Here is a 21,103-nt window from a genome sequence, read left to right on the forward strand (position 1 = left end):
CTTCACGGCGGGGCCGATGAATCGTGGGCGGGGAAGGACGGATCGGGCAGGAAGAGCCTGCACGCATCGGGTTCGGCGAAGGCGAGCAGATCGAGACCCGGGCCGGTGGGAGCGTCGATTTCGAGGAGGGCACCTTCGATGATGCCGAGGTGGACCTGGCACACGACGGTCGGGTAGCGGCGCGCTGCTTCCAGCAGTGGGCAGCGACGTAGTGCGACCCCGAGTGCGGGCCCGCGGTCGACGGGGTCGAATCCGAGCCGGATGAGGACGTCGAGTGCGAATGCGTGCGGATCGTTGGTTTCGGTGGCCATCAGGTCGATGACCTCGCGCGCGATCTCGCGTCCCCAGGCGATTCCGGCGGCTCGTGCATCTGCTTCGGGGTCGGTGCTGGTGCGGGCGATGTGTCCGGCGAGGGCGGTGGCCAGGCCCGCGTAGTCCCGGTGCGCGCCGGTGGGATCTGCGGTGGGGGTGGGGCGGTACAGCTGGGCGGGGCGTCCGCGTCCGTGTGCCTTTTCACGGGTGCGTTCGACGAGGTCGAGTCCGACGAGGGCATCGAGGTGCTCTCGCACGGTGTTCTGGTGGAGTCCGAGCCGTGTGGAGACGTCGCCGACGCGGGTGGGGGCGTGTGCGCGGATGTCGTCGAGCACCGCGATTCGCTGGGTGGACAGCGCCGGGTGCGACGTCGGCGGAAGTGCCGGTCGGGGGCCGTGTAGCAGATCACTGTTTTCCACGGAAATAACTGTAGTAAATTGACGGGTGGAAGGCCAGTGGCAACGACCACAGGCGCCACCACACCGAGGGAGTCATCATGAGCACCGAGGTCGTCCCCGTCGCCAGTAGTGCCGCCGATGCGCAGGCCGTCGACGCCGTCCGGAACCATCACGCCGAGATCGCGGGCCGCATCGCGATCCTCACCGACACCTTGATCGACGCCGCCGCGGCAGGAGGGGACGTCGAGACCGCCCGGCGCGCGGCCGTCGACTACCTCAACGGAACATTGATGCCGCACGCCGTCGCTGAAGAGCGCAAGTTGTACCCCGCTGCGGGTCGCCGCGACGATGCGCGGCTACTCGTCGAATCGATGATCGCCGTGCACCGCGTGCTCGCCGGGCTCGTCGATCGGATCGCGACGGAACCGTCGCCCGTCCGCCTCGCCGCGGCCGCGTACGCGCTTCGGGTCGTGTTCGATGCGCATCTCGTCGACGAGAACGACAGGATCCTTCCGCTGATCGCGGCCGACCCCGGGGAGTCCCTCACCGCGATCCTCGACGGAATGCACGAATTACTCGGTGGGCACGAAGAGTCCGAGGAGCTTACCGAGGCCGGTGCCCACTCCGGTGGCCACTCCTGCGGATGCGGTGAGAAGGACGACGAGCATCGAGGTCCCGACACGTGGGGCGTGAAACTGAATCGCGCCCGAGGTCTCACATGCGGGTGAGGACCGCGAGCAGGTTCTGGATCTCGTCGACGGTCGGGGTGCGCAGATTGTCCCGGCCGTAGACGAATCCGATCCCCGCGTACACGAGGGTGCCCGCGCGTATACGCGCTCCGGCATCGTCGAAACCCAGTTCGAGGAAGGCATTCTCGACCACCGCCATGATGCGCTGGTCCAGCGCGCGCACGGACTCGGCGACCTGAGGGTCGCTGCGGGCCCAGTCTCGAACCGCGGTCTCGGCGGCCCACGAGCGGTCGTCGACGAGCATCGTCGCCATGTGAGCGAGCCGCTCCCGCACCGGCATTTCCTCGACGGTCGTGAGTCCGCGAGCGGCGTCGTTGTCGTGGGAGCAGTAGCGTGTGGCGATGGCGTGCATCAGTTCGTCGATATCGGCGAAATGCCAGTAGAAGCTGCCTTTCGTGACACCGAGTTGGTCGCACAAACGCGAGATCTTCACCGCCGCGCGGCCCTCGGTGACGAGTAACTGCAATCCGGCTTCGGTCCAGTCGTCGAGTGAGAGCCGTGGGCGACGGGGGGAGTCGCGTGTCTTCTTCGCCGAGTGCCGAGTCACGACCATTCTCCTTGTCCGGTGCGAGTGCGAGACTACACGCCGTGGTCTGCGGTGGCCGCCGTGACGAGTTGCTTCGTGCAGATCGCGGAGTAGGTCGGAGCCGCGGATCGCCTCGCGGCAGCCCACGCATACCGGGTCTATCCGGCGACGACGTCGATCGCTCCGGGTGTCCCTGCCGCGGTCGAGAATGCGAGAGCGGCACCGGCTGCGAGGAATGTTGAGCGTGACCGGAATTGCAGTGTCATCGGATGCCTTTCGTGGCTTGACCAAACCATACCGTATGGTACTGTGAACCCCGTCACGATTCGTCGTGGTCGTACCGGTCGGTGTGGGGTCGACACGAAAGCGCATGATGCACAAGATCAGTCGCAGAACACTTCTCGCAGGAATGGCCTTGGGGGCCGGGGCGGGTGCACCATTGCTGTTCGGTGGTGGCCGCGCGCTCGCCGATGGTCCGGATATCTCGAACCCGTTGCTCTTCCACTCGCCTTCGCTCGAACCGTTCGTCGACGAACTCCCCATTCTGCCGCGCATCGACAACACGACGGTGACGATCGATGCGGTAAGCACGACGCACAGCTTCCATCGCGACCTCGCTCCCGGCCCCGCCCTCGCCTACGGCGACCGCACCTATCTCGGCCCGGTCATCGTTGCGCGGCAAGGGCGCGAAACCACGGTCGAGTACCGCAATCGGATCACGTCCCATCCGTTCGCAGCCGATTTCGACACGTCACTGCACGGACTCGGCGAGCACGACCGCACCGCGGTGCCCACCTCGATGCACCTGCACGGGGGTGTCACACCACCGGAATTCGACGGCCACCCGAGGCAGATCTCACGCCCGGGACAGGGCTACACCTACCGGTTCCCGAACCGGCAGGAAGCGACGACGATGTGGTACCACGACCACGCGATGGCCGTGACCCGGCTCAATGTCTACGCCGGTCTTGCGGGGCTGTATCTGCTGCGCGACGAATACGACACCGGCGAACCCGGCAATCCACTCGGCCTTCCCGCGGGCGACCACGAACTCGACCTCGTCCTCCAGGAAAAGATCGTGAACAGCGACGGCACACAGAGTATTCGCTCGACCCCCGTCGTTCCGCAGGGGCGCTGGGAAGGCGGAGCCGTCGGCGACGTCGGCGTCGTGAACGGCAAGATCTGGCCGCAAGCCCGCGTCGACCGCGGCCTGTACCGGATGCGGATGCTCAACGCGGCCTCGTTCAGCATCTGGGACCTGCACTTCTCGAATGACATGCCGTTCTGGGTGATCGGGATGGAAGGCGGTGTGCTCGATGCCCCGGCACCTGTGACGCGAGTGCGTCTGTCGCCGGGGGAGCGCGTCGACATTCTCGTAGACTTCAGTGCGCTCGAACCCGATTCCACCGTCGAACTGCGCAACACCGAACCCGCTGCGCCACAGGCCGCGCAGATCGGCGCTGTGCTGATGCCGACGTTCATGCGTTTCCGCGTCGGAATAGAACTCGGCTTCACCGACCCCGTCCCGGAGACCCTGCGCGGCGGTGCAGGACAACCCCCGGTGGTGGGCCCGATTCCGGTGCCGCAGACTGTACGCAACGTGTCGCTGAGCCAGCCGTCGGATGTCCGGCTGCCGCCGTCGATCATGTCGCTCAACAATCTCACCTTCGACACCGACGACATCGAAAAGCCTCGGCAGGGCACCGTGGAGCAGTGGAACATCGTCAACGCCACTCCCGATCCCCATCCGATTCACCTGCACCTGGTGCACTTCCGTGTACTCGGGAGGCAGGCGATCGACACCCTCGCGATGTGCGCGCGTCAACCACAGGGGCCACTGGGTATCAAGTGGACTCCCGACGCCGACCCGTTCGTCGTCGAACCGCTTCGCGGACCCGAGTCCTGGGAGACCGGTTTCAAGGACACAGTGATCTGCGACCCGAACTCCGTCACGCGCATCGTGGTGCGCTTCCCGACGACCGACGAACTCGGATTCGACCCTGACGCGACCTTCTCCACCGAGGTGCACACGTTCGACGACCACGCACATGCAGTTCCGCACCACGGTCACGGCGAACCGCAGGACGGTGAACTCCAAGGCTACGTGTGGCACTGCCACATCCTCGATCACGAAGACCACGACATGATGCTCGAATACCGGACGGTGACATGACTTTCAAAACAAACGACTACTTTCAGCGCATTCCCTACGAGCCCGCATCCGACGGCCGCATCGAGATGCACTCGGGCCTGAGCCGCCACTATCCGACACTCCACGGAAATCTTGTTGCCGCGCCGGGATACTCGCGGAAGGTCGGGGTGATCATGTGTCATCCCGCCTCGAACTTCCTGAGCCACTTCTTGCTGCGCGCGATCTCCGGGGCAGGCATTCCGGCCATGGGCCTGAACACCCGGTACGCGTCGAACGAGCCGGCGCTGATCATGGAGCGCGCCGCGTTCGATCTTGGCGCCGGAGTGCGGTGGATGGCCGAGGAACTGGGATTCGAGAAGGTCGTGCTGCTGGGCTTCAGCGGCGGTGGCTCCCTGGCGTCGTTCTATCAATCGCAGGCCGAGAACCCCACCGTCACCGAGACACCCGCCGGCGACCCGGCGTCATTCTCCGACGCGAAGCTACGTCCGGCCGACGCGGTGATGCTCGTGGGGGCGCACCCCGGGCGTGCGCGTGTCCTGCGGCATTGGATCGACGGCGCTGTCCTCGACGAAACAAACCCGTACAGCGTCGATCCCGCACTCGATCTCTACGCGCAGGGCAGGATGGTACCGCTCGACCACGACTGGGTCGCCCGGTACCGCGAGGCTCAACTTGCGCGTATGCGGCGCATCGATGCCTGGGCATTCGAACAGCTCGACGAATTGAACCGCACCGGTGCATCCGACCGCGGATTCGTCGTGCACCGCACCGTCGCGGATCCTCGGTTCGTCGACCTCACCCTCGACCCCAGCGACCGCGAACTCGGCAGCATGTACGGCGATCCGGCCGCCGCGAACACCGCAGCCGGTGGACTCGCGCGATTCGTCACGGTGCGTAGCTGGCTCAGCACCTGGAGCTTCGAGAACACCAATGCCGACGCTCTCGAAGACCTGTCACACGTCGATGCGCCCGCCATGGTGATGAGTCTGCTCGGCGACCAGGCCGCCTTCGCGGAGGATTCGCGCCTGATGAACCAGGCGCTGGGCGGCGACACCGATCTGATCGAGATGCGCGGACTCAACCACTATCTGGTTGATCAGCCGGGCGGTCTCGACGACGTGGTCGGCCGTATCACCGGCTGGATCCGTCGCACCGTCCTCGAGGAGGCAACGCCATGACCGGGACACTCGATGCGAAGACGACCCCGCCGGCACAGGACCGCTGTCCGAGTCGATTTCCCTATTGGCAGGCCGTCGAGCGCCCGGGCGTCGCGCGGGTCCGGAACATCATCCGCAAAGTCACAGGTTTCGACATCCTGCACGACGACGAGACTGCCCGTGCCCTGTGCAACGATCTCTTCAGCGGCGACCCCACCGCGGAACGGTTCGTCGGCGAGGTCTATCACGGCGATCTCGGCCCGAAGAACACGCGGGAGATGCTCGATAGTGCGCTCACCAGCGGCATCGATACCGTCCCGGACGCGCCGGAGGCGATGAAGGCGCTGTTCGAGGAGTTCGAGACCGTCCCAGACTGGGTGCAACCCGAACTCGTCGAAGAAGGCGCCAAGATCTGGCGACGCTGGGGCACTATGCTGTTCAGCTTCGCGGGCGCCGAAACCCTCGAAATCTACACGGAATCCGCTGTGGCGAAACCACTGTCGCTGGCCGGTGGGTATGCCGGTGACAACGCGCTGCGTCGTTACCTCGAAACCTGCCGCTTCTGGTGCGATGTCTCCGAGCCCGGTGCACTGCTCACCCCGGGATCGGCCGGACGCGCCACTGCCCTCAAGGTCCGCGTGATGCATGTATCGGTACGCGATCGGGTTGCGAAGCACCCCGAATGGGACGAACAGAAGTGGGGACTGCCGATCAGCCAGACCTACATGCTGCTCACCCTGATCGCAGGCAGCCTCACCCCCGGCCTTGCCCTGTGGACGCTCGGCTATCAGACCACACCGCGGGAGATCCGCGCTCTCATCCACTTTCAGAAGTACATGGGATACCTGCTCGGGGTTCGCATCGACTGGTATCCGGAGACGATCGGCGACAGCATCCGCACGTTGCTCACCACCGTGGTGTCGCGATCCTACGACTCGGGTGAGCACGGCAAGGAATTGATCGAGTCGTACCCGTTGGCATTCGCGCCCCGTGACGGCCAGCGAGGATTCGAGCGGCTACGGGCGGCGTACAACTTCCGGATCAACGCGGTCTACTCGGCAATGTTCATGGGACCGGGCACCCGTCGCAAGTATTCGATGCCGACCGTCATTCCGTGGATGATCATCCCGATCATCCGATTCCCGTTCATCACCGCGATGGAACTCGCCCGGCGTGTTCCCGGGATCGCCGGAGTGCACGAAAAGATCATGGTCGCTCATCGTGAGAACTGGTACCGAGCCCAAATGAACGGGCGAGAAGCGCAATTCGACGCAAGCGGCGCCCTGCGGCGCTGAATCCCGACATCACCGGAGGAACTATGGCGGCACTGCAGATCGTCGAGGCATGGAATGGTCCCGGTCGGCGCGACGGCGACATCACGCAAGTCGTCCCGAGCGACAACGGCGCTCACCCTTCGGCCGACAAGCACGCATTCGAACACTGGTACTTCGATGCACATCTCGACGACGGTCGCATCGTCGTCGCCATGCTGCAGACGCGGGAGCTGGTGCACCGGAAGCCCGGCGTCGAGATCCACGTCTACAGCGCCGACGGCGAGCGTCGCGAAGCCATCACACAGTATTCCGACGCAGACCTCACCGTGTCGGCGGAGCGGTGCGACGTCCAGGTAGGCCGCAGCTTCGCCAAGCTGACCGGCGAGGAGAACGGGCTACCGGTCTACCACGTGTCGGTGGCAGAGGACGACCTCGCATTCGATCTCACGTTCACCGCCGAGGTGCCGCCGTGGATGCCGGGACGGGGGCAGACCAGCTACAACGATCGCGAATTCTTCGCGTGGGTGGTCGGCGCACCTCGCGCACGTGTCGCGGGAACGGTGACCGTCGACGGGGTCACCACCGACGTCACCGGGCGTGGTTACCACGACCACAACTGGGGCGTCGGCGACATGAAGCGCATCATCTCGAAGTGGTATTGGGGTCGCCTCTACACCGACGATTTCTCGCTGGTCTACGCGATGGTGCAGACGCAGAAGAAGTACGGCGAGCACTGGTCTCAGCCGGTGATGATCGCTATGGGACGTGAGGTGGTGCTCAGCAACGGCGAGGTCGAGATGACGGAGGGCCCGGCGGTCTACGACGCCGTCGCCGATCGCACCTACCCGTCATGGTTACGGATACAGGTTGCCGATTCCCTCGATCTGACGTTGACGGTGCGCGAAATCGTCCACGCTCACAATCTCCTCGAAGACATCCCGATCGCGTCGAGCAAGCTCGTCAAGCCGATCGTGAACTGGCTGGTCGGCCGGCCGGGTTACTTCCGGTTCCGGTCCGATTTCACGATGACCGTGACTATCGACGGTGAACAATACGATCGTTCGGGTACGACGCTGCACGAGATGGTCGCCCTGACGTGACGGTGGACCTCGAGTACCTGAACGGGTTCGGTAACGAGCACCACAGCGAGGCGGTCGAGGGTGCGCTGCCGTGGGGTCAGAACTCACCGCAGCGAGCACCGTACGGGTTGTATGCCGAGCAGCATTCGGCCACCGCGTTCACCGAGCCGCGTGAGATCAACACACGCAGCTGGACCTACCGGATCATGCCCTCATCCGCTCATCGGCCGTTCCAGCGAACAGGCGACCGTGGCTGGGTGTCCGCGCCCTCGTCCGAGGCGGTGGTGACACCGAACCGGCTGCGTTGGGACCCGCAGCCCGCGCCTGCGGCCGGTGTGGACTTCGTCGACGGCATGACGACCTACGCTGTCAACGGAGACGTCCACGGACGTACCGGGATTGCCATACATCTGTATGCGATATCGGTGTCGATGACCGATCGGTATTTCGTCGACGCCGACGGAGAACTGTTGTTCGTCCCGCAGAGCGGTGCGCTGCTGCTTCGCACCGAGTTCGGCAGGATCGCGATCGCGCCGGGGGAGATCGCGGTGGTCGGGCGGGGCGTGCGCTTCCGGGTCGAACTCCTGGGTGACACAGCGACCGGGTATGTGTGTGAGAACTACGGAGCAGCCTACCGACTCCCGGAACTCGGGCCGATCGGCGCCAACGGACTCGCCCACGCACGCGACTTCCTCTATCCCACAGCGTGGTACGAGGATCGTTCCGGAAAAGTGGAACTGGTGCAGAAATTCGGCGGTCACCTGTGGGAAACCGAACTCGACCATTCACCGCTCGACGTCGTCGCGTGGCACGGGACGCACGGTGCCTACAAATACGATCTGGCGCGATTCAACGCCATGACCACCGCAGGCTGGGATCATCCCGACCCGTCGATATTCACAGTCCTCACCTCGCCGTCCTCGATCACGGGCCAGGCGAACGTCGACTTCTGCGTCTTTCCCGACCGTTGGGTCGTCGGTGAACACACTTTCCGGCCACCGCATTTCCACCGCAACGTGATGACCGAGTTCATGGGTCTGATCCGTGGGCGACACGATTCGAAAGCCGAAGGGTTCGTGCCAGGAGGAGCATCGCTGCACAACCAGTGGGGTGCGCACGGGCCCGACCGGGAGACCTTCGATCTGGCGTCATCCACCGAACTTTCGCCGGTCAAACTCGAGAACACGACCTCGTTCATGTTCGAAACCCGCCTCGCGCTCGCCGTCACCGAGTCGGCTCTGGGCGCATCCCATCGCCAAGGCGACTACGACTCGTCGTGGTCCGGACTGGAACGTCGCTTCATCCCGCCCTCGAACTAGGAGCCCCTCAATGACCGACACTGCAGCTCCCGTCATTCCCGCCCCGGTCGTCGTGCCGGACACACTTCTGCGCATCGGCGGCCGGGCGGTTCCGGCCCGGTCCGGCGAGACGTTCTCGTCCATCAACCCGGCCGACGAAGAGATCGTCGCCGAGATCGCACGCGGCGGCGCCGAGGACATCGACGCCGCCGTCGACGCCGCCCGCGACACGTTCGACTCGGGTGCGTGGTCTCGTATGGCCGGTGCCGAACGCGGCAGAGTCCTCTCGCGCGCGGCAGATCTCATCGAGCAACATGCCGCAGAGTTGTCAGCGCTCGAGACGGCGGAGATGGGCAAGCTGTACGCCGATACCGTCGCGGGCGACATTCCCGCGGCGGCAGCATCGTTCCGGCACTACGCGGGCTGGGCCGACAAGATCGCCGGCGAAGCGATGATCCTCCCGGACGTCGGACCGCAGCACCGCTTCGGCTTCACCCTCCGCCAGCCACTCGGGGTGGTCGGTGCGATCACGCCGTGGAACAACCCGACCGTGGTTGCAGCGTGGAAGATCGCACCTGCGCTGGCAGCGGGTTGCTCGGTCGTCGTCAAGCCCGCCGAGGATGCTTCCCTTGCAGTGCTGAAACTCGCCGACCTGCTTGCCGAAGCCGGCGTGCCGGACGGGGCGTTCAACGTCGTCCCCGGCCTGGGGCCGGAGGCAGGAGCTGCGCTTGCTGCGCACCAGGGCATCGACAAGATCACCTTCACCGGCAGCCCCGCCGTCGGCAAGACCATCACCTCGCTTGCGGGCGAGAAGTTCCGGAAGGTCACTTTGGAGCTGGGTGGCAAGGCCCCGCAGCTGATCTTCCCGGACGCCGACCTCGAAGCGTCGCTGCCGTGGATCGCGATGGGCAACTTCTATCACCAGGGGCAGGTATGTGCGGCGGGCACCCGCGTGATCGTGCACGAGTCCGTCGCCGACCAGGTCATCGAGGGCCTCGTCGAATTCGCACGTGCCGCAGTGATCGGTGATCCGTTCGACGCGGGAACCACCCAGGGCACGATCGTCAACCGCAAGCAACTCGACCGCATTCTCGGGTACATCGAGAAGGGCAAGAGTGAAGGTGCCGATCTGCTCACCGGCGGCGCCCGCGTAGGCGACAAGGGCTTTTTCGTGCAGCCCACGGTGTTCCGCGGCACCAACGATCTGACGATCGCGCGAGAGGAGATCTTCGGGCCCGTCGCGACCGTCATCACCTTCAAGACCACGGAAGAGGCCATCCGTCTCGCGAACGCGACGCAGTACGGCCTCAATGCCTTCATCTTCAGCCAGGGTCTCTCGACGGTGCACAGCGTGATTCCGCAGCTGAGGGTCGGCACCGTGTGGGTCAATGGCTGGGGTGTACCCGATCCGGCACTACCCTGGGGTGGTCGCGACGCGAGCGGCATCGGGCGTGAGCTCGGGCGCAGCGGCCTCGAGGCGTTCACCGAGGAGAAGACGGTTCACCTCGGCTACTGACCGGAAAGAAATGGACACTCAGTGACGACGGATACCGCAGGCACACCGACCGAGTCGACAGAGCAGACCGCATCCGGTGCGCTCGGAGAGATCAGGGTACTCGAACTGGGCACTCTGATCGCCGGTCCGTTCGCGGGACGGTTGCTCGGCGACATGGGCGCCGACGTCATCAAGATCGAGGATCCGAAGCGTCCCGACCCGTTGCGCACCTGGGGGCAGGGGGAGCGTGATGGTCACCGCTTTTTCTGGACCGTGCACGCACGCAACAAGCGGTGCATCACTCTCGATCTCAGGTCGGTCGACGGTCAGGACCTCTTCCGCCGACTGGTCGCCGAATCCGACGTCGTCGTCGAGAACTTCCGGCCCGGCACACTCGAGAAATGGGGCCTCGGCTTCGACGTGCTCTCCGAGGTCAACCCTGGGATCGTCCTTGCGCGTGTGTCTGGATACGGGCAGACCGGCCCCAGAGCCGGACACGCCGGATATGCCTCGGTCGCAGAGGCGGAAAGCGGTCTGCGGCACCTGAACGGCTATCCCGGTCAGGCGCCGCCGCGGCTCGCGCTGTCACTCGGCGACACGCTCGGCGGCATGTTCGCCGTCCAAGGTGTGCTTGCCGCGCTGCTGAGCCGCGAGCGGACGGGGCGCGGGCAGATCGTCGACGTGGCGCTGACCGAAGCGTGCTTGGCCGTTCAGGAATCGGTCATTCCCGACTACGACGCTGCCGGGGTGGTGCGAGGACCGTCCGGCACCAGGCTCGAGGGCATCGCGCCGTCGAATCTGTACCGCACCGCCGACGACATGTGGATCGTCATCGCGGCCAACCAGGACACCGTCTTCCGGCGCCTGTGCGCGGCTATGGATCGCCCGGAACTGGCCGACGATGCGAAGTTCGCCGACCACCTTGCGCGTGGTGTGAATCAGGACGACCTCGACGATCTCATCGGCGCGTGGGCCGCCACATGGCCCCTCACCGAGCTGCTCGAACACCTGTCGGCCTCCGGTGTCGTTGCAGGGCCCGTCAATACGGTGGCCGAAGTGGTCGCCGACGACCAGTTCCGGGCGCGCGACATGCTGGTCTCCCATCATGACGAACGCACCGGCCTCGATGTTCTCGGACCGGGGGTGGTGCCGCGCTTGGCCGACACCCCGAGTTCGGTACGTCGTGCAGGTCCGCCGATCGCCGGCTACGACAACGCCGCCGTCTACGGCGACCTGCTGGGCGTGACCGAAGGCGAGCGCGCCGATCTGCGCGAGCGCGGCGTGATCTGAGCGCAGTCGGTTCTCGTTCAGCCGGGCAGTCCGATTGTCTTGATTTCGAGGTACTCTTCGAAACCCTGCGTGCCGTTGCGTCGGCCGAGTCCGCTCTGTTTGGTGCCACCGAACGGGCTCGTGATCCCGAAGAAGGACTTTCCGTTGACGGTGACACTGCCGGTGCGCATGCGCTGCGCGACGGCCAGCGCCCGATCGTTGTCGGCGCTGCTCACCTCACCGGACAAGCCGTAGATCGAATTGTTGGCGATCGCAATGGCGTCGTCATCGGTGTCGTAGGCGGTGACGGTCAGTACCGGGCCGAAGATCTCTTCCTGCGCGACGCGTGAATTGGGATCGACGTCGCCCAGCAGCGTCGGCTGGGTGAAATAGCCCGTCGGCAGATCCTCCGGGATACCGCCGCCGGTGATGAGGGTCGCGCCGGATTCGACACCGTCGGTGATCAGGCCGAGTACCTTCTGACGCTGGGTTTCGCTGATCTGCGGTCCCTGCATGGTGCCGGGAACCCACGGATCGCCCACCGGGAACGATTCCATCGTGGCCTTCAGCACCGCGATGCCTTCGTCGTAGCGGCTGCGCGGTAACAGGATCCGGCTGGGCAGGATGCAGCTCTGCCCCGACATCACACATGCCATCACGGCTGCCATGGGAAGCGACGCGCCCAGGTCGGCGTCGTCGAGCACGATGTGAGCGGATTTGCCACCGAGTTCGAGCATCGTTTTCTTGACCGTGGGCGCGGCGGCCGCCAGGATGGCTCGCCCGGTCGCCGTCGAACCGGTGAAGGTGATCATGTCGACCCGTGGATCTGCCGACAACGCGGCGCCCACCTCGTTGGCGTTCGACAGCACGACGTTGAACACGCCCGGCGGAATATCGGTCTCCTCGGCGACGATGCGTCCCAGTTCGCTGCCGGACCACGGGGTGAGCTGTGCAGGCTTGAGGACGACGGCGTTGCCTGCCATCAGTGCAGGCATCGTCTCGGCGACGTTGAGATAGAACGGCACGTTCCACGGGGTGATGGCGCCGACGACCCCGACGGGGTCGAAGTGCAGGAGCCGTCGCGCCGGGCCCATGACAGTGGGATGCATTCCTGTGTCCTGCAGATAGTCGAAGCTGCGGCCGTATTCGGCCCAGTGCTTGACTTCCTCGATCGGATCTTCGATCTGGCTCGATGTCACCCCGATCGGGCAACCGACTTCGGTCACCACTATCCGGCGCAGGCGCTCGATGTTCTTCGTCAGCGCTTCATGCAGTTGGTTCAGGCAGTGGTAGCGGAACTCGACGTCGCGTGACCAGTCGGTCGTGTCGAAGGCGCGACGTGCGGCGCCGATGGCGCGTTCCATATCGGATACGGTGCCGTCGGTGGCGTGGCCGACGACTTCTTCAGTGCCGGGGTGGATCACGTCGAATGTGGCGCCGCTGCTGGTGTGTTGTAGTTCGCCGTCGATCAGCATGCGGTCGTCGCCGGCCAGTATTCCGGTGTCGTCCTGTACTGACGTCATATCGCTCCGTTCGGTTGTACGCGTTCGGGTGCTTGCCAATGTCGCGACATCAAGACGGGAATCGGTCGCGAGACTATATCGACGTCATCGATGGCGAGGTGATTCAGCGAAATCGTCGGGACACGGTCACGACCGCAGCCAGGGCACACCTGTGCCCTGGTGACGGTGGCTGCTTTTGTAGAACTAGGCGACCAGATCCGGTCTGTTCCCCGGAATCGGCTTACGGAACAAGTCCACACTCGCAGGAGGAATGAACTGCGGCCGACGCTCCTCGGTCATCTCCACTTCCCACTCGGTGTGGTGCATAAACCGATGATGATGACCGCATAGCAGCACGAGATTGTCGATGTCGGTGCCACCGCCGTCCACCCAATGGGTCAGATGATGGGCATCGGCCCAGGCCGGTGGTGTCGAACAGTGGGGGAAGGCGCACCCGCCATCCCGCACCGCGAGGGCTCTGCGTTGCGCGGTGGACGCGGTGCGGCGCGTCTGCCCGTGTGCGAGCGGCACGCCGTGTTCGTCGAGCAGGATCCGTGTGACCTGGCAGTCGCAGGCGAGCATCCGGGCGGCGTCGAGCGACAACGGTCCGGCCCACGGTTCGGTTGCGTATCCCTGTTCTGGGGAGTTCGCGAAGAGTTCTTTGACGGCGGTGTTCTTCGTCAGATCCGTGATCGACGCGGTGACCGTGACGTGCGGTTTCACGCCGCCTTCGACCGGGACGAGCCCGGCGGCTTCGACGAACTGCAGGAGTTGCTCGAACGCATCCGCGTTGCGCTTGGATGCCGGTCGGTCGTCTTTGATGCCGTTCGTTTCGGGCCTCGGTGCGGCCAACGGGGAGAGCAGGTGCCGGAGGCGGGCGCCGGTGACGGCATCGAACTCGCCTTTGATCACCACACGCCCGTGCAGAGTGGTGGAGACGAACAGCTCGTTGCGGGTGGAATCCTCACCGGGTGGTGGACCATCGCCCGTGCCGTAGAGGTGTTCGAGGCGGCGGATCACGGCGCGCACGGTCGCTTTCGTGGCGACCGTCTTGCTGGCGTGGTCGATGAGGATGTCGCGGGCCTTCTCGAACTCGCACGGGTTCATATTCCGTGGGTAGTGCTGGCAGAAGTAGGCGATCTGCCGCGCTTTCTCCGCATCGAGCAGCCCGGATGAGTAGGCGTCGCGGACTTCCGGTTCGAGCCGGAGCAGCTTCGCGAGTGATTCGATGCGATGACATTCACCGAGTTCGAGGTTGGTCGCGGCACACAACCAGTGCGCGGGGCTGCGGTACCCGTGTTCTTTGACGGCGTCGCGTTCGAACAGCGCGATCATCAGATCCACGCGGTGCACCTGCGACGCATGGATTTGGGCGCTGACGGCGAGCGTCTCGGACATCAGCTGCTTGTCATCGAATTTCCAGGTATCCCCACCCATGATCGAATTGTATAGAACATATATTCGACTTACAAGTACTTTTCGAAATCATGTTCGATGCTGGTCAGTTCGGTGTTGCGGGGCATGTTCATTCGGGCACGCTGGACCTATGGTGGAACTTGTTTCAGTTGTTCACCGTCTCTTCTCGAGGAGTGCTGAATGCACACACCCCTATGCGACCAGCTCGGCATCGAGTTCCCGATCTTCGCATTCACCCACTGCCGCGACGTCGTCGTCGCCGTGGCCAAGGCCGGTGGCTTCGGCGTTCTCGGCGCTGTCGGCTTCACGCCCGAAGAACTCGAAATCGAACTGAACTGGATCGATGAGCACATCGGTGACCGGACGTACGGCGTCGACATCGTAATCCCGGGCAAGTACGAGGGTATGGATTCCGACCTGTCCGCCGACGAGCTGACGAAAATGCTGCAGTCGATGGTGCCGCAGGAAACCCTCGAGTTCGCCCGCGGAATCCTCACCGACCACGGTGTCCCCGTACCCAAGGGCGACGACGATAACGCGTTGCAATTGCTCGGCTGGACCGAGGCCACCGCCACGCCGCAGGTCGAGGTGGCACTGCAGCATCCGAAGGTCACGCTCATCGCCAACGCGCTCGGCACTCCGCCTGCCGACATGATCGCGCACATCCACGACTCGGGTCGCAAGGTTGCGGCGCTGTGCGGTTCCCCGTACCAGGCCCGCAAGCACGCGGATGCCGGAGTCGACATCATCATCGCCCAGGGTGGCGAGGGCGGCGGACACTGCGGCGAGGTCGGCTCGATTGTTCTGTGGCCGCAGGTCGTCAAGGAGGTTGCGCCTGTTCCGGTACTGGCTGCCGGTGGCATCGGCAGTGGCGAACAGATCGCCGCTGCGCTGGCGTTGGGCACGCAGGGCGTCTGGTCGGGTTCGCAGTGGCTCATGGTCGAGGAAGCCGAGAATACGGCGGTCCAGCAGGATGCCTACATCAAGGCAGGCAGCCGCGACACCGTGCGTAGCCGCTCGTTCACCGGCAAGCCCTGCCGCATGCTGCGCAACGACTGGACCGAGGCGTGGGAGCAGGAGGAGAACCCCAAGCCTCTCGGTATGCCCTTGCAGTACATGGTCTCCGGCATGGCTGTTGCCGCCACCCACAAGTACCCGGACGAGTCCGTCGATGTCGCTTTCAACCCGGTGGGTCAGGTCGTCGGGCAGTTCACGAAGGTCGAGAAGACCTCCGCGGTCATCGAACGGTGGGTGCAGGAGTACCTCGACGCGACCGGCACACTCGAAAGGTTGAACGACGCCGCGAACGCATAGAACTCCACCCGTGCGTGGTTCTGGTAGCGGGGGCTACCGGAACCACGCACCGGCGGTTATGCCGGTGGTGTCATAAGCTCCCCGAGGTTCGTCGCCGAACCTCCGCCGTCGCGGCACAACTGCACGGTCGCGGCTCGTCGGCCCGGGTACTCGATGCACGGCATGTTCCTGGCTCCCCGCACCGCAATCGGCGAATCCGCCGGCAGCTTGCAATACAGATCCGACGGCGTCTCGGGCACATCGAGTTCCGTCGGTGAACGCCTCTGCTCGGGCGGAAGGAAGCCCTCGATACACGGCGGCGGGTCGTTGTAGGAGTTGACGAAGAACGTGTTCTGCGCCGGATTGTCGGCGTTCGGGAGCGCTGCCGATTGCGTCGACGCCATGATCGAGGGGAACAGCACCAGCATCTGCTCGAGCGACGGCCGGTACACGGCCGCAACCTGTTCGACGGTGATCAGGTTCGCGAGCAGCAGCGGCATCGTCGGCTCCATCTCCTCGAACATCGCCTGCACCTGCCCAGCGGCGGGCGCTGCGACATCGAGCAGCGCGCGAATGTCCGCATCGGAGTCGCGCAGTTGCGCGGTGGTTCCCGCGAGGGCGCTCGCCCATTGCGTGATCGACTCCGATGCCGCGACGTTCGTTTCGAGCAGGGGACCCGCCTGATCGAGCAGCGCCGCGATGGCGTCGGCGCTGTCGGCCCCATCAGCACTGACCGCCGCTGCCGCGTCGATCAGGGTTCGCAGGTCTTCATCCGATTCGCCTACAGCCGTGTAGGTTTCGTCGAGGAGAGTCGCAAGCCGGTCGTTCCCGACGGACTGCAGTGTCTCGTCGAGTTGGTCGAGGGCCCCGGCGATCGGCTCGGGAAGTGACACCTGCGCTGCGGCGACGACGGCGCCGTCGCTCAGGTACGGACCCTCCTCGTTCCCGGGCAGGAACTCGAGGTACTGCTCACCCACCGCCGACATGCTGCGGACCTGTGCCGGTGCATCCATCGGCACGGCAACCCCGGAATCGAGCGAGAGGACGGCTTCGGCCCCGGACGTGGTCATCGCGACCTCGGTCACCCGCCCTATTTCGAATCCCCGATAGGTGACATTCGCCGACGGATACAGGCCTGCGGCATCGACAAGTTCGACGCGAACCTCGTACCTGCCGACCCCGACAAGCTGCGGCAGATTCACGACCCACAACGCCACCGCCAGCACCGCGGCGATGCCGATCGTGAAGAACACGATCAGCCGGGCACGTAGGGCTGCGGTGGGACTCATCGGGTCTCCTCCTCGGTGGGCGGAACCAGCAGCGATACGAGGTCGGGGATCGGACGGTCCGTCCCGGTCAAGGCCCCCTCGAACGGCGTCCCGAGCAGCAGTGCGTTCTCGAGCGTCGGGAGCGTGAGGTCGAGAATGACCGTGCCGTTTGCATAGTCGCCGCGGACCGCGTTCTTGTAGGTGTCGATCGGGAAGGGGAATGTCAGCAGGTAGCGCAGCGACTCGGTCAGCGAATCGCCCGTGCCCGCGAGCGCCGCGAGTACCGGCTCGAGGTCGCGGAGATTCGCGATGGCGTTGTCGCCGCCGGCTTCGACGACTTCCGTGGCGACACGGCCGAACTGCCCCAGCGAGTCGACGGCACGTGTCAGATCTTCACGCTGCTCGCTCAACACCTCGAGAGTGGGGGCCAGCTGATCGGTAGCGGCCGCCAGCCGCTGGTTGTGCTCGGCGACTTCCGCGGCGAGGGTGTCGACGGATTCGATCGTCCCGATGATCTGTTCCTTCTGACCGTCGAGCCCAGCGAGCACGGTGTCGAGTCGGGTGATCAGTGCCCGCGCCGACTCCTGGCGTCCGTCGAGTGCGGTGTTCAGTTCGCGGCTGATCTCCTGCGCCTGCGCGAGACCGCCGCCGCTGAGGACCAGCGACAGTGACGACAGGGTCTGCTCGGTCGTGGGGAATAATCCTGCCCGGTTGAGCGGAATGATGTCTCCGTCCCCGAGCCGGCCCTGTGGGGCTTCGGCTGTCGGCGCACCGAGCTCGACGTGCGCGGATCCGAGCAGGCTGGTCTGCCCGATCTTCGCAATCGCATTGGCGGGAAGCTCGGTGCCTCCGTCGATCATCACCGTTACTACTGCATGCCCGTCGGCGAGCTGCAGATCGGCGACCCGCCCGACGGTGACGTCGCCGACCCGTACACGCGAATTACGCTCGAGGGTAGTAACGTCCGGCATTTCGATCACAACCGCGTACGCGCCGTCCCCTCGGCCGTGGGTCCCCGGTAACTCCAGGGAGTTCAATCCGCGCCACTCGCACCCCGCGACCAGCACGGTGCACATCAGAGCAAGCGCGATCTTCGACAGTCGTGCGGTCACGGTGCCCCCGGGAGCAGGAGGTCGGCGAGGTCGAGTGGAGCGACCACCGGCGCAGGCGGTGGAGCGACACCTGCTTGCGGCGCAAGATCGGGTTCGGTGTACACCAGCTGATCGGGCAGTGCCCCGACCCCGCGAGTGGGATTGATGCGCACGGGCGGGTAGTCCATCGTGAGCAGTGGCAGGATTGGGCCGAGGTACTGCACGCACAGTTCGGAACCGGTGTGGGCGTCGACCTGCTCCGCGGCGGCAAGGGCCGAGCACACGAACTGGGCCGGATTGGCGAAGTTCGACAGTGCCAGTGCGGACACCACGGTGTTGTGGGCGGGCTGGTAGATGCTCTGCAGGTTCGACAATGCGGTCGGCGCGACATGCAAGACCTGTGCAATGCCGTCGCGCTGCGCTGCGAGTGTCTCGGTGAGCGCGGCGGTGCGATCGAACGTCGTGTCGATGTTCCCGCGGTTGTCACGCACGAAGCGTTCGACGTCGACGAGCACCGTGTCGAGGGTGGCGAGCGCGGCACCCATGTCGTCGCGGTTGTCGTCGAGAGTCTGCGTCACGGATGCGAGATGGGTGTGAAGAGAGACGATCTGGTCGCTGCTGAGCGACAGTGCCTCCACGAACACCTGGAGATTCCCGATGGTGCCGAACATGTCTTCACGTCCGTCCGAGATGGTGCGCAGCGCAGCGGACAACTGCTCGAGGGACGCGCGCATCGCCGGACCCTGCCCCTCGACGTTGGCGGCAGCGGTGTCGAGGACCTCTCCGAGAGGGCCCTGCGGGTCGTCGACGGTCGGCCCGAGTTCGGTGGTCAACCGGGTCAGTTGTTCGGTGATCTCATCCCATTCGACGGGCACAGCCGTGCGCTCGAGCGGGACTACGGCTCCGGGGGTGAGTTCTGGCCCGCCCGTGTACGCGGGTGTGAGCTGCACGAAGCGCGCCGAGACCAGCGTCGGGGCGATGAACGCGGCCTGCGCGTCTGAGGGTATGGGCCGATCGGAGGTGAAGGTGACGAGAACGTGGTTGCCGCGCGGTTCGATATCGGTGACCCGCCCGACCTCGACGCCCATCACCCGCACGTCGTCGCCGACGTACAGGCCGCGACTCGTATCGAATTCGGCGGCGTATTCGACCGACGAACGCCACGGCGCCACCGTGAACGACAGCACCGCGACGATTGCCAGCACAACCAGGGGAACGAGCCAGGTGAGAAGGGGACGTAGACGGGTCATCGTCCACCTCCGACCGGGGCGATACCCGCACCCTCGAGTGCGGCGGTGAGCGCGGGTTCGATGATCTGCGCGGGCAGTAGATTCTGGATGTACGAGTTGAAGAACGGGCCCGATGCCACCGCTTCACCGAGTTCGGTTGCGTACGGGCCGAGCCGTTGGATCGCCAGGGCGATGTCGTCGCGGTTGCGCGTGAGGATGTCGAGCACCGAGTTGACCTTCTGCAGTGTCGGAGCCAGTTGGGCTTCGTTGTCGACGATGAGGTTTCCGATCTCGACCGACAACGCCTGCACGTTGGCGAACAGGGTGTCGAGAGAACTGCGACGGCGGTCGAGTTCGGCGAGAATGCGATCCGCGTCGACTATCAGCGAATCGATTGCGGTACTGCGCTCGGCGAGCACGGTGGTGACTTCTTCGGCGTGCCGGAGTAATTCGCGCAGGGATTCGTCGCGGGAGGCCACCGTGTCGGAGAGCCGCATGACTCCGTCGAGGGCGGCGGCGACGTCGTCGGGGGTGTCGCGCAGGGTGTCCGACAGGACGTCCATGGAGGCGCGCAGTTGTTCGGCGTCGAGTTCTGCTGCGGTCTCGGTGAGATCGCCGAGGGCATCGGTGAGCTGATACGGAGCAGTGGTGTGGTCGACGTCGAGGGTGGTGTCGGGGTCGAGGGTTCCGGGTCCGGCGGGACGCACACGCAGGTGCCGCGCGCCGAGTGCAGTGGCCGTTGCGATCTCGACGGTGGTGTCGGTGCCGAGGACGACGTCGTCGGTGACAGTGAAGGTGACGGCGACGGCGTCGTGGTCGATCTCGATGTCGGTGACCCGCCCGGCGTCCTTGCCGGACACCTGCACAGCGTCGCCGGTGTTCAGTCCGCCGGCGTCGACGAACCTGGCACGGTAGGTGGTGCCGTGGTCGAGGAACGGAAGCGACTGGATACTCAAGGCGCACAACATCAGAGCGATGACTGCAACGGAGCCGACGACGCCGACGCGAACCTGATTCATCTCACGGAATTGAGTCATTGCGGAGCACACCTGCCCGTGGTCTGCCCGAACAGGGGAGAGCTGATGGTGTTCCCGGAGGGATCGCTGACCTTGATGAGCATGCCGCACAGGTAGTAGTTGAAGAATCCGCCGTACGCGCCGAGGCGGGTGAGTGAGGCATACGCCTCGGGAAGTTCGGTGGTCAACTGCTCGATGGTATCGCTACGCGAGTCGAGTAGTGTTGCCAAGTTTCCTGTTTCGCTGATCGTCCCCGCCAGTGGGGCACGAGCCTCGGCGAGGAGCGCGGCCACCTCAGCGCCGGCGGCGTCGATATGGACGACGGAGTCGGCGAGCAGTGTGCTGTCCCGAGCGAGACCGGACGCGATTTGGTGTGCGCGCTCGAGGGCGGTGTCGAACGTGTCGCGGTGGGCGGCAAGGTTTGCCAGCACCGAGTCGAGGTTCGCGATCACCTGGCCGACGAGAGCATCGCGGTCGGCGATGCTCGAAGTGACCGACGCCGCGTGTACGAGAATCGATTCCACAGATCCGCCCTGGCCCTGTAGCACGGAACAGGCCGGTGAACGCATCGAGCGACAG

18 protein-coding genes are annotated in these 21,103 nt (G+C 65.2%); 9 read left to right on the plus strand and 9 right to left on the minus strand.

Features of this window, described 5'->3' with window-relative positions:
• Window positions 1-2: 2 nt before the first annotated feature.
• Window positions 3-731: a helix-turn-helix transcriptional regulator gene (locus ACSYG9_RS13505; RefSeq protein ID WP_454842819.1), complete on the minus strand. Its 729-nt coding sequence runs from the start codon at window positions 729-731 to the stop codon at window positions 3-5.
• A 77-nt stretch (window positions 732-808) separates the two neighbouring features.
• Between ACSYG9_RS13505 and ACSYG9_RS13510 the strand changes: the two genes are divergently transcribed.
• Complete coding sequence (locus ACSYG9_RS13510; RefSeq protein ID WP_454842821.1) at window positions 809-1,438, plus strand: hemerythrin domain-containing protein; 630 nt, start codon at window positions 809-811, stop codon at window positions 1,436-1,438.
• Here ACSYG9_RS13510 and ACSYG9_RS13515 read toward each other — a convergent pair.
• The gene (locus ACSYG9_RS13515; RefSeq protein ID WP_454842823.1) at window positions 1,425-2,012 is read right to left on the minus strand and encodes a TetR/AcrR family transcriptional regulator; all 588 of its coding nucleotides are present in this window, start codon (window positions 2,010-2,012) and stop codon (window positions 1,425-1,427) included. The two genes, ACSYG9_RS13510 and ACSYG9_RS13515, sit on opposite strands and share 14 nt — an antisense overlap.
• 343 nt (window positions 2,013-2,355) lie before the next feature.
• On the opposite strand from ACSYG9_RS13515, the gene ACSYG9_RS13520 reads away from it, so the two are divergent.
• Genes ACSYG9_RS13520 through ACSYG9_RS13550 form a run of 7 tightly spaced genes read left to right on the plus strand, consistent with a single transcriptional unit; the run spans window position 2,356 to window position 11,730 of the window.
• Window positions 2,356-4,158, plus strand: coding sequence for a multicopper oxidase family protein (locus tag ACSYG9_RS13520; protein ID WP_454842825.1), 1,803 nt, complete (start codon window positions 2,356-2,358; stop codon window positions 4,156-4,158).
• Window positions 4,155-5,315 (plus strand): alpha/beta hydrolase, encoded by a 1,161-nt coding sequence (locus tag ACSYG9_RS13525; RefSeq protein ID WP_454842827.1) that lies wholly within the window; start codon window positions 4,155-4,157, stop codon window positions 5,313-5,315. Before ACSYG9_RS13520 ends, ACSYG9_RS13525 begins: the two co-directional genes overlap by 4 nt.
• Entirely contained in the window at window positions 5,312-6,589 is a 1,278-nt protein-coding gene (locus tag ACSYG9_RS13530; protein ID WP_454838665.1) for an oxygenase MpaB family protein, read from the plus strand. The genes ACSYG9_RS13525 and ACSYG9_RS13530 overlap by 4 nt, the downstream gene beginning before the upstream one ends.
• A 23-nt stretch (window positions 6,590-6,612) precedes the next feature.
• Entirely contained in the window at window positions 6,613-7,668 is a 1,056-nt protein-coding gene (locus ACSYG9_RS13535; RefSeq protein WP_454838666.1) for a lipocalin-like domain-containing protein, read from the plus strand.
• The gene (gene hmgA, locus ACSYG9_RS13540) at window positions 7,665-8,966 is read left to right on the plus strand and encodes a homogentisate 1,2-dioxygenase (protein ID WP_454838668.1); all 1,302 of its coding nucleotides are present in this window, start codon (window positions 7,665-7,667) and stop codon (window positions 8,964-8,966) included. The genes ACSYG9_RS13535 and hmgA overlap by 4 nt, the downstream gene beginning before the upstream one ends.
• Window positions 8,967-8,976: 10 nt before the next feature.
• A complete protein-coding gene (locus ACSYG9_RS13545; protein WP_454838669.1) occupies window positions 8,977-10,461 on the plus strand; it encodes an aldehyde dehydrogenase family protein in 1,485 nt (494 codons plus the stop codon).
• 21 nt (window positions 10,462-10,482) lie between these two features.
• A complete protein-coding gene (locus ACSYG9_RS13550) occupies window positions 10,483-11,730 on the plus strand; it encodes a CaiB/BaiF CoA transferase family protein (protein ID WP_454838671.1) in 1,248 nt (415 codons plus the stop codon).
• Between the two features lie 17 nt (window positions 11,731-11,747).
• Here ACSYG9_RS13550 and ACSYG9_RS13555 read toward each other — a convergent pair whose 3' ends face one another.
• Together ACSYG9_RS13555 and ACSYG9_RS13560 are read right to left on the minus strand one after the other, a co-directional pair.
• Window positions 11,748-13,232: an aldehyde dehydrogenase family protein gene (locus tag ACSYG9_RS13555; protein ID WP_454838673.1), complete on the minus strand. Its 1,485-nt coding sequence runs from the start codon at window positions 13,230-13,232 to the stop codon at window positions 11,748-11,750.
• A 183-nt stretch (window positions 13,233-13,415) separates the two neighbouring features.
• Entirely contained in the window at window positions 13,416-14,648 is a 1,233-nt protein-coding gene (locus tag ACSYG9_RS13560) for a DUF222 domain-containing protein (RefSeq protein ID WP_440123032.1), read from the minus strand.
• A 159-nt stretch (window positions 14,649-14,807) separates the two neighbouring features.
• Here ACSYG9_RS13560 and ACSYG9_RS13565 point away from each other — a divergent pair, with 159 nt between their 5' ends.
• Window positions 14,808-15,941 carry a nitronate monooxygenase gene (locus tag ACSYG9_RS13565; protein ID WP_454838676.1) on the plus strand — a complete coding sequence of 378 codons (1,134 nt, stop codon included), beginning with the start codon at window positions 14,808-14,810 and terminating at the stop codon, window positions 15,939-15,941.
• Window positions 15,942-15,997: 56 nt separating this feature from the next.
• On the opposite strand, the gene ACSYG9_RS13570 is transcribed toward ACSYG9_RS13565, so the two are convergent.
• From ACSYG9_RS13570 to ACSYG9_RS13590, 5 genes are read right to left on the minus strand one after another with little or no spacing between them, the layout of a single operon-like run.
• The gene (locus ACSYG9_RS13570; protein ID WP_454838678.1) at window positions 15,998-17,209 is read right to left on the minus strand and encodes an MCE family protein; all 1,212 of its coding nucleotides are present in this window, start codon (window positions 17,207-17,209) and stop codon (window positions 15,998-16,000) included.
• Entirely contained in the window at window positions 17,206-18,300 is a 1,095-nt protein-coding gene (locus ACSYG9_RS13575) for an MCE family protein (RefSeq protein WP_440123035.1), read from the minus strand. The genes ACSYG9_RS13570 and ACSYG9_RS13575 overlap by 4 nt, the downstream gene beginning before the upstream one ends.
• Window positions 18,297-19,529: an MCE family protein gene (locus ACSYG9_RS13580; protein WP_440123036.1), complete on the minus strand. Its 1,233-nt coding sequence runs from the start codon at window positions 19,527-19,529 to the stop codon at window positions 18,297-18,299. Before ACSYG9_RS13580 ends, ACSYG9_RS13575 begins: the two co-directional genes overlap by 4 nt.
• Window positions 19,526-20,545: an MCE family protein gene (locus ACSYG9_RS13585; protein WP_440123037.1), complete on the minus strand. Its 1,020-nt coding sequence runs from the start codon at window positions 20,543-20,545 to the stop codon at window positions 19,526-19,528. The genes ACSYG9_RS13580 and ACSYG9_RS13585 overlap by 4 nt, the downstream gene beginning before the upstream one ends.
• On the minus strand, window positions 20,542-21,048 hold the full coding sequence (locus tag ACSYG9_RS13590) for an MCE family protein (RefSeq protein WP_440123038.1): 507 nt from the start codon (window positions 21,046-21,048) through the stop codon (window positions 20,542-20,544). Before ACSYG9_RS13590 ends, ACSYG9_RS13585 begins: the two co-directional genes overlap by 4 nt.
• Window positions 21,049-21,103 lie beyond the last annotated feature (55 nt).

Source organism: Rhodococcus sp. SJ-2, assembly GCF_053750035.1.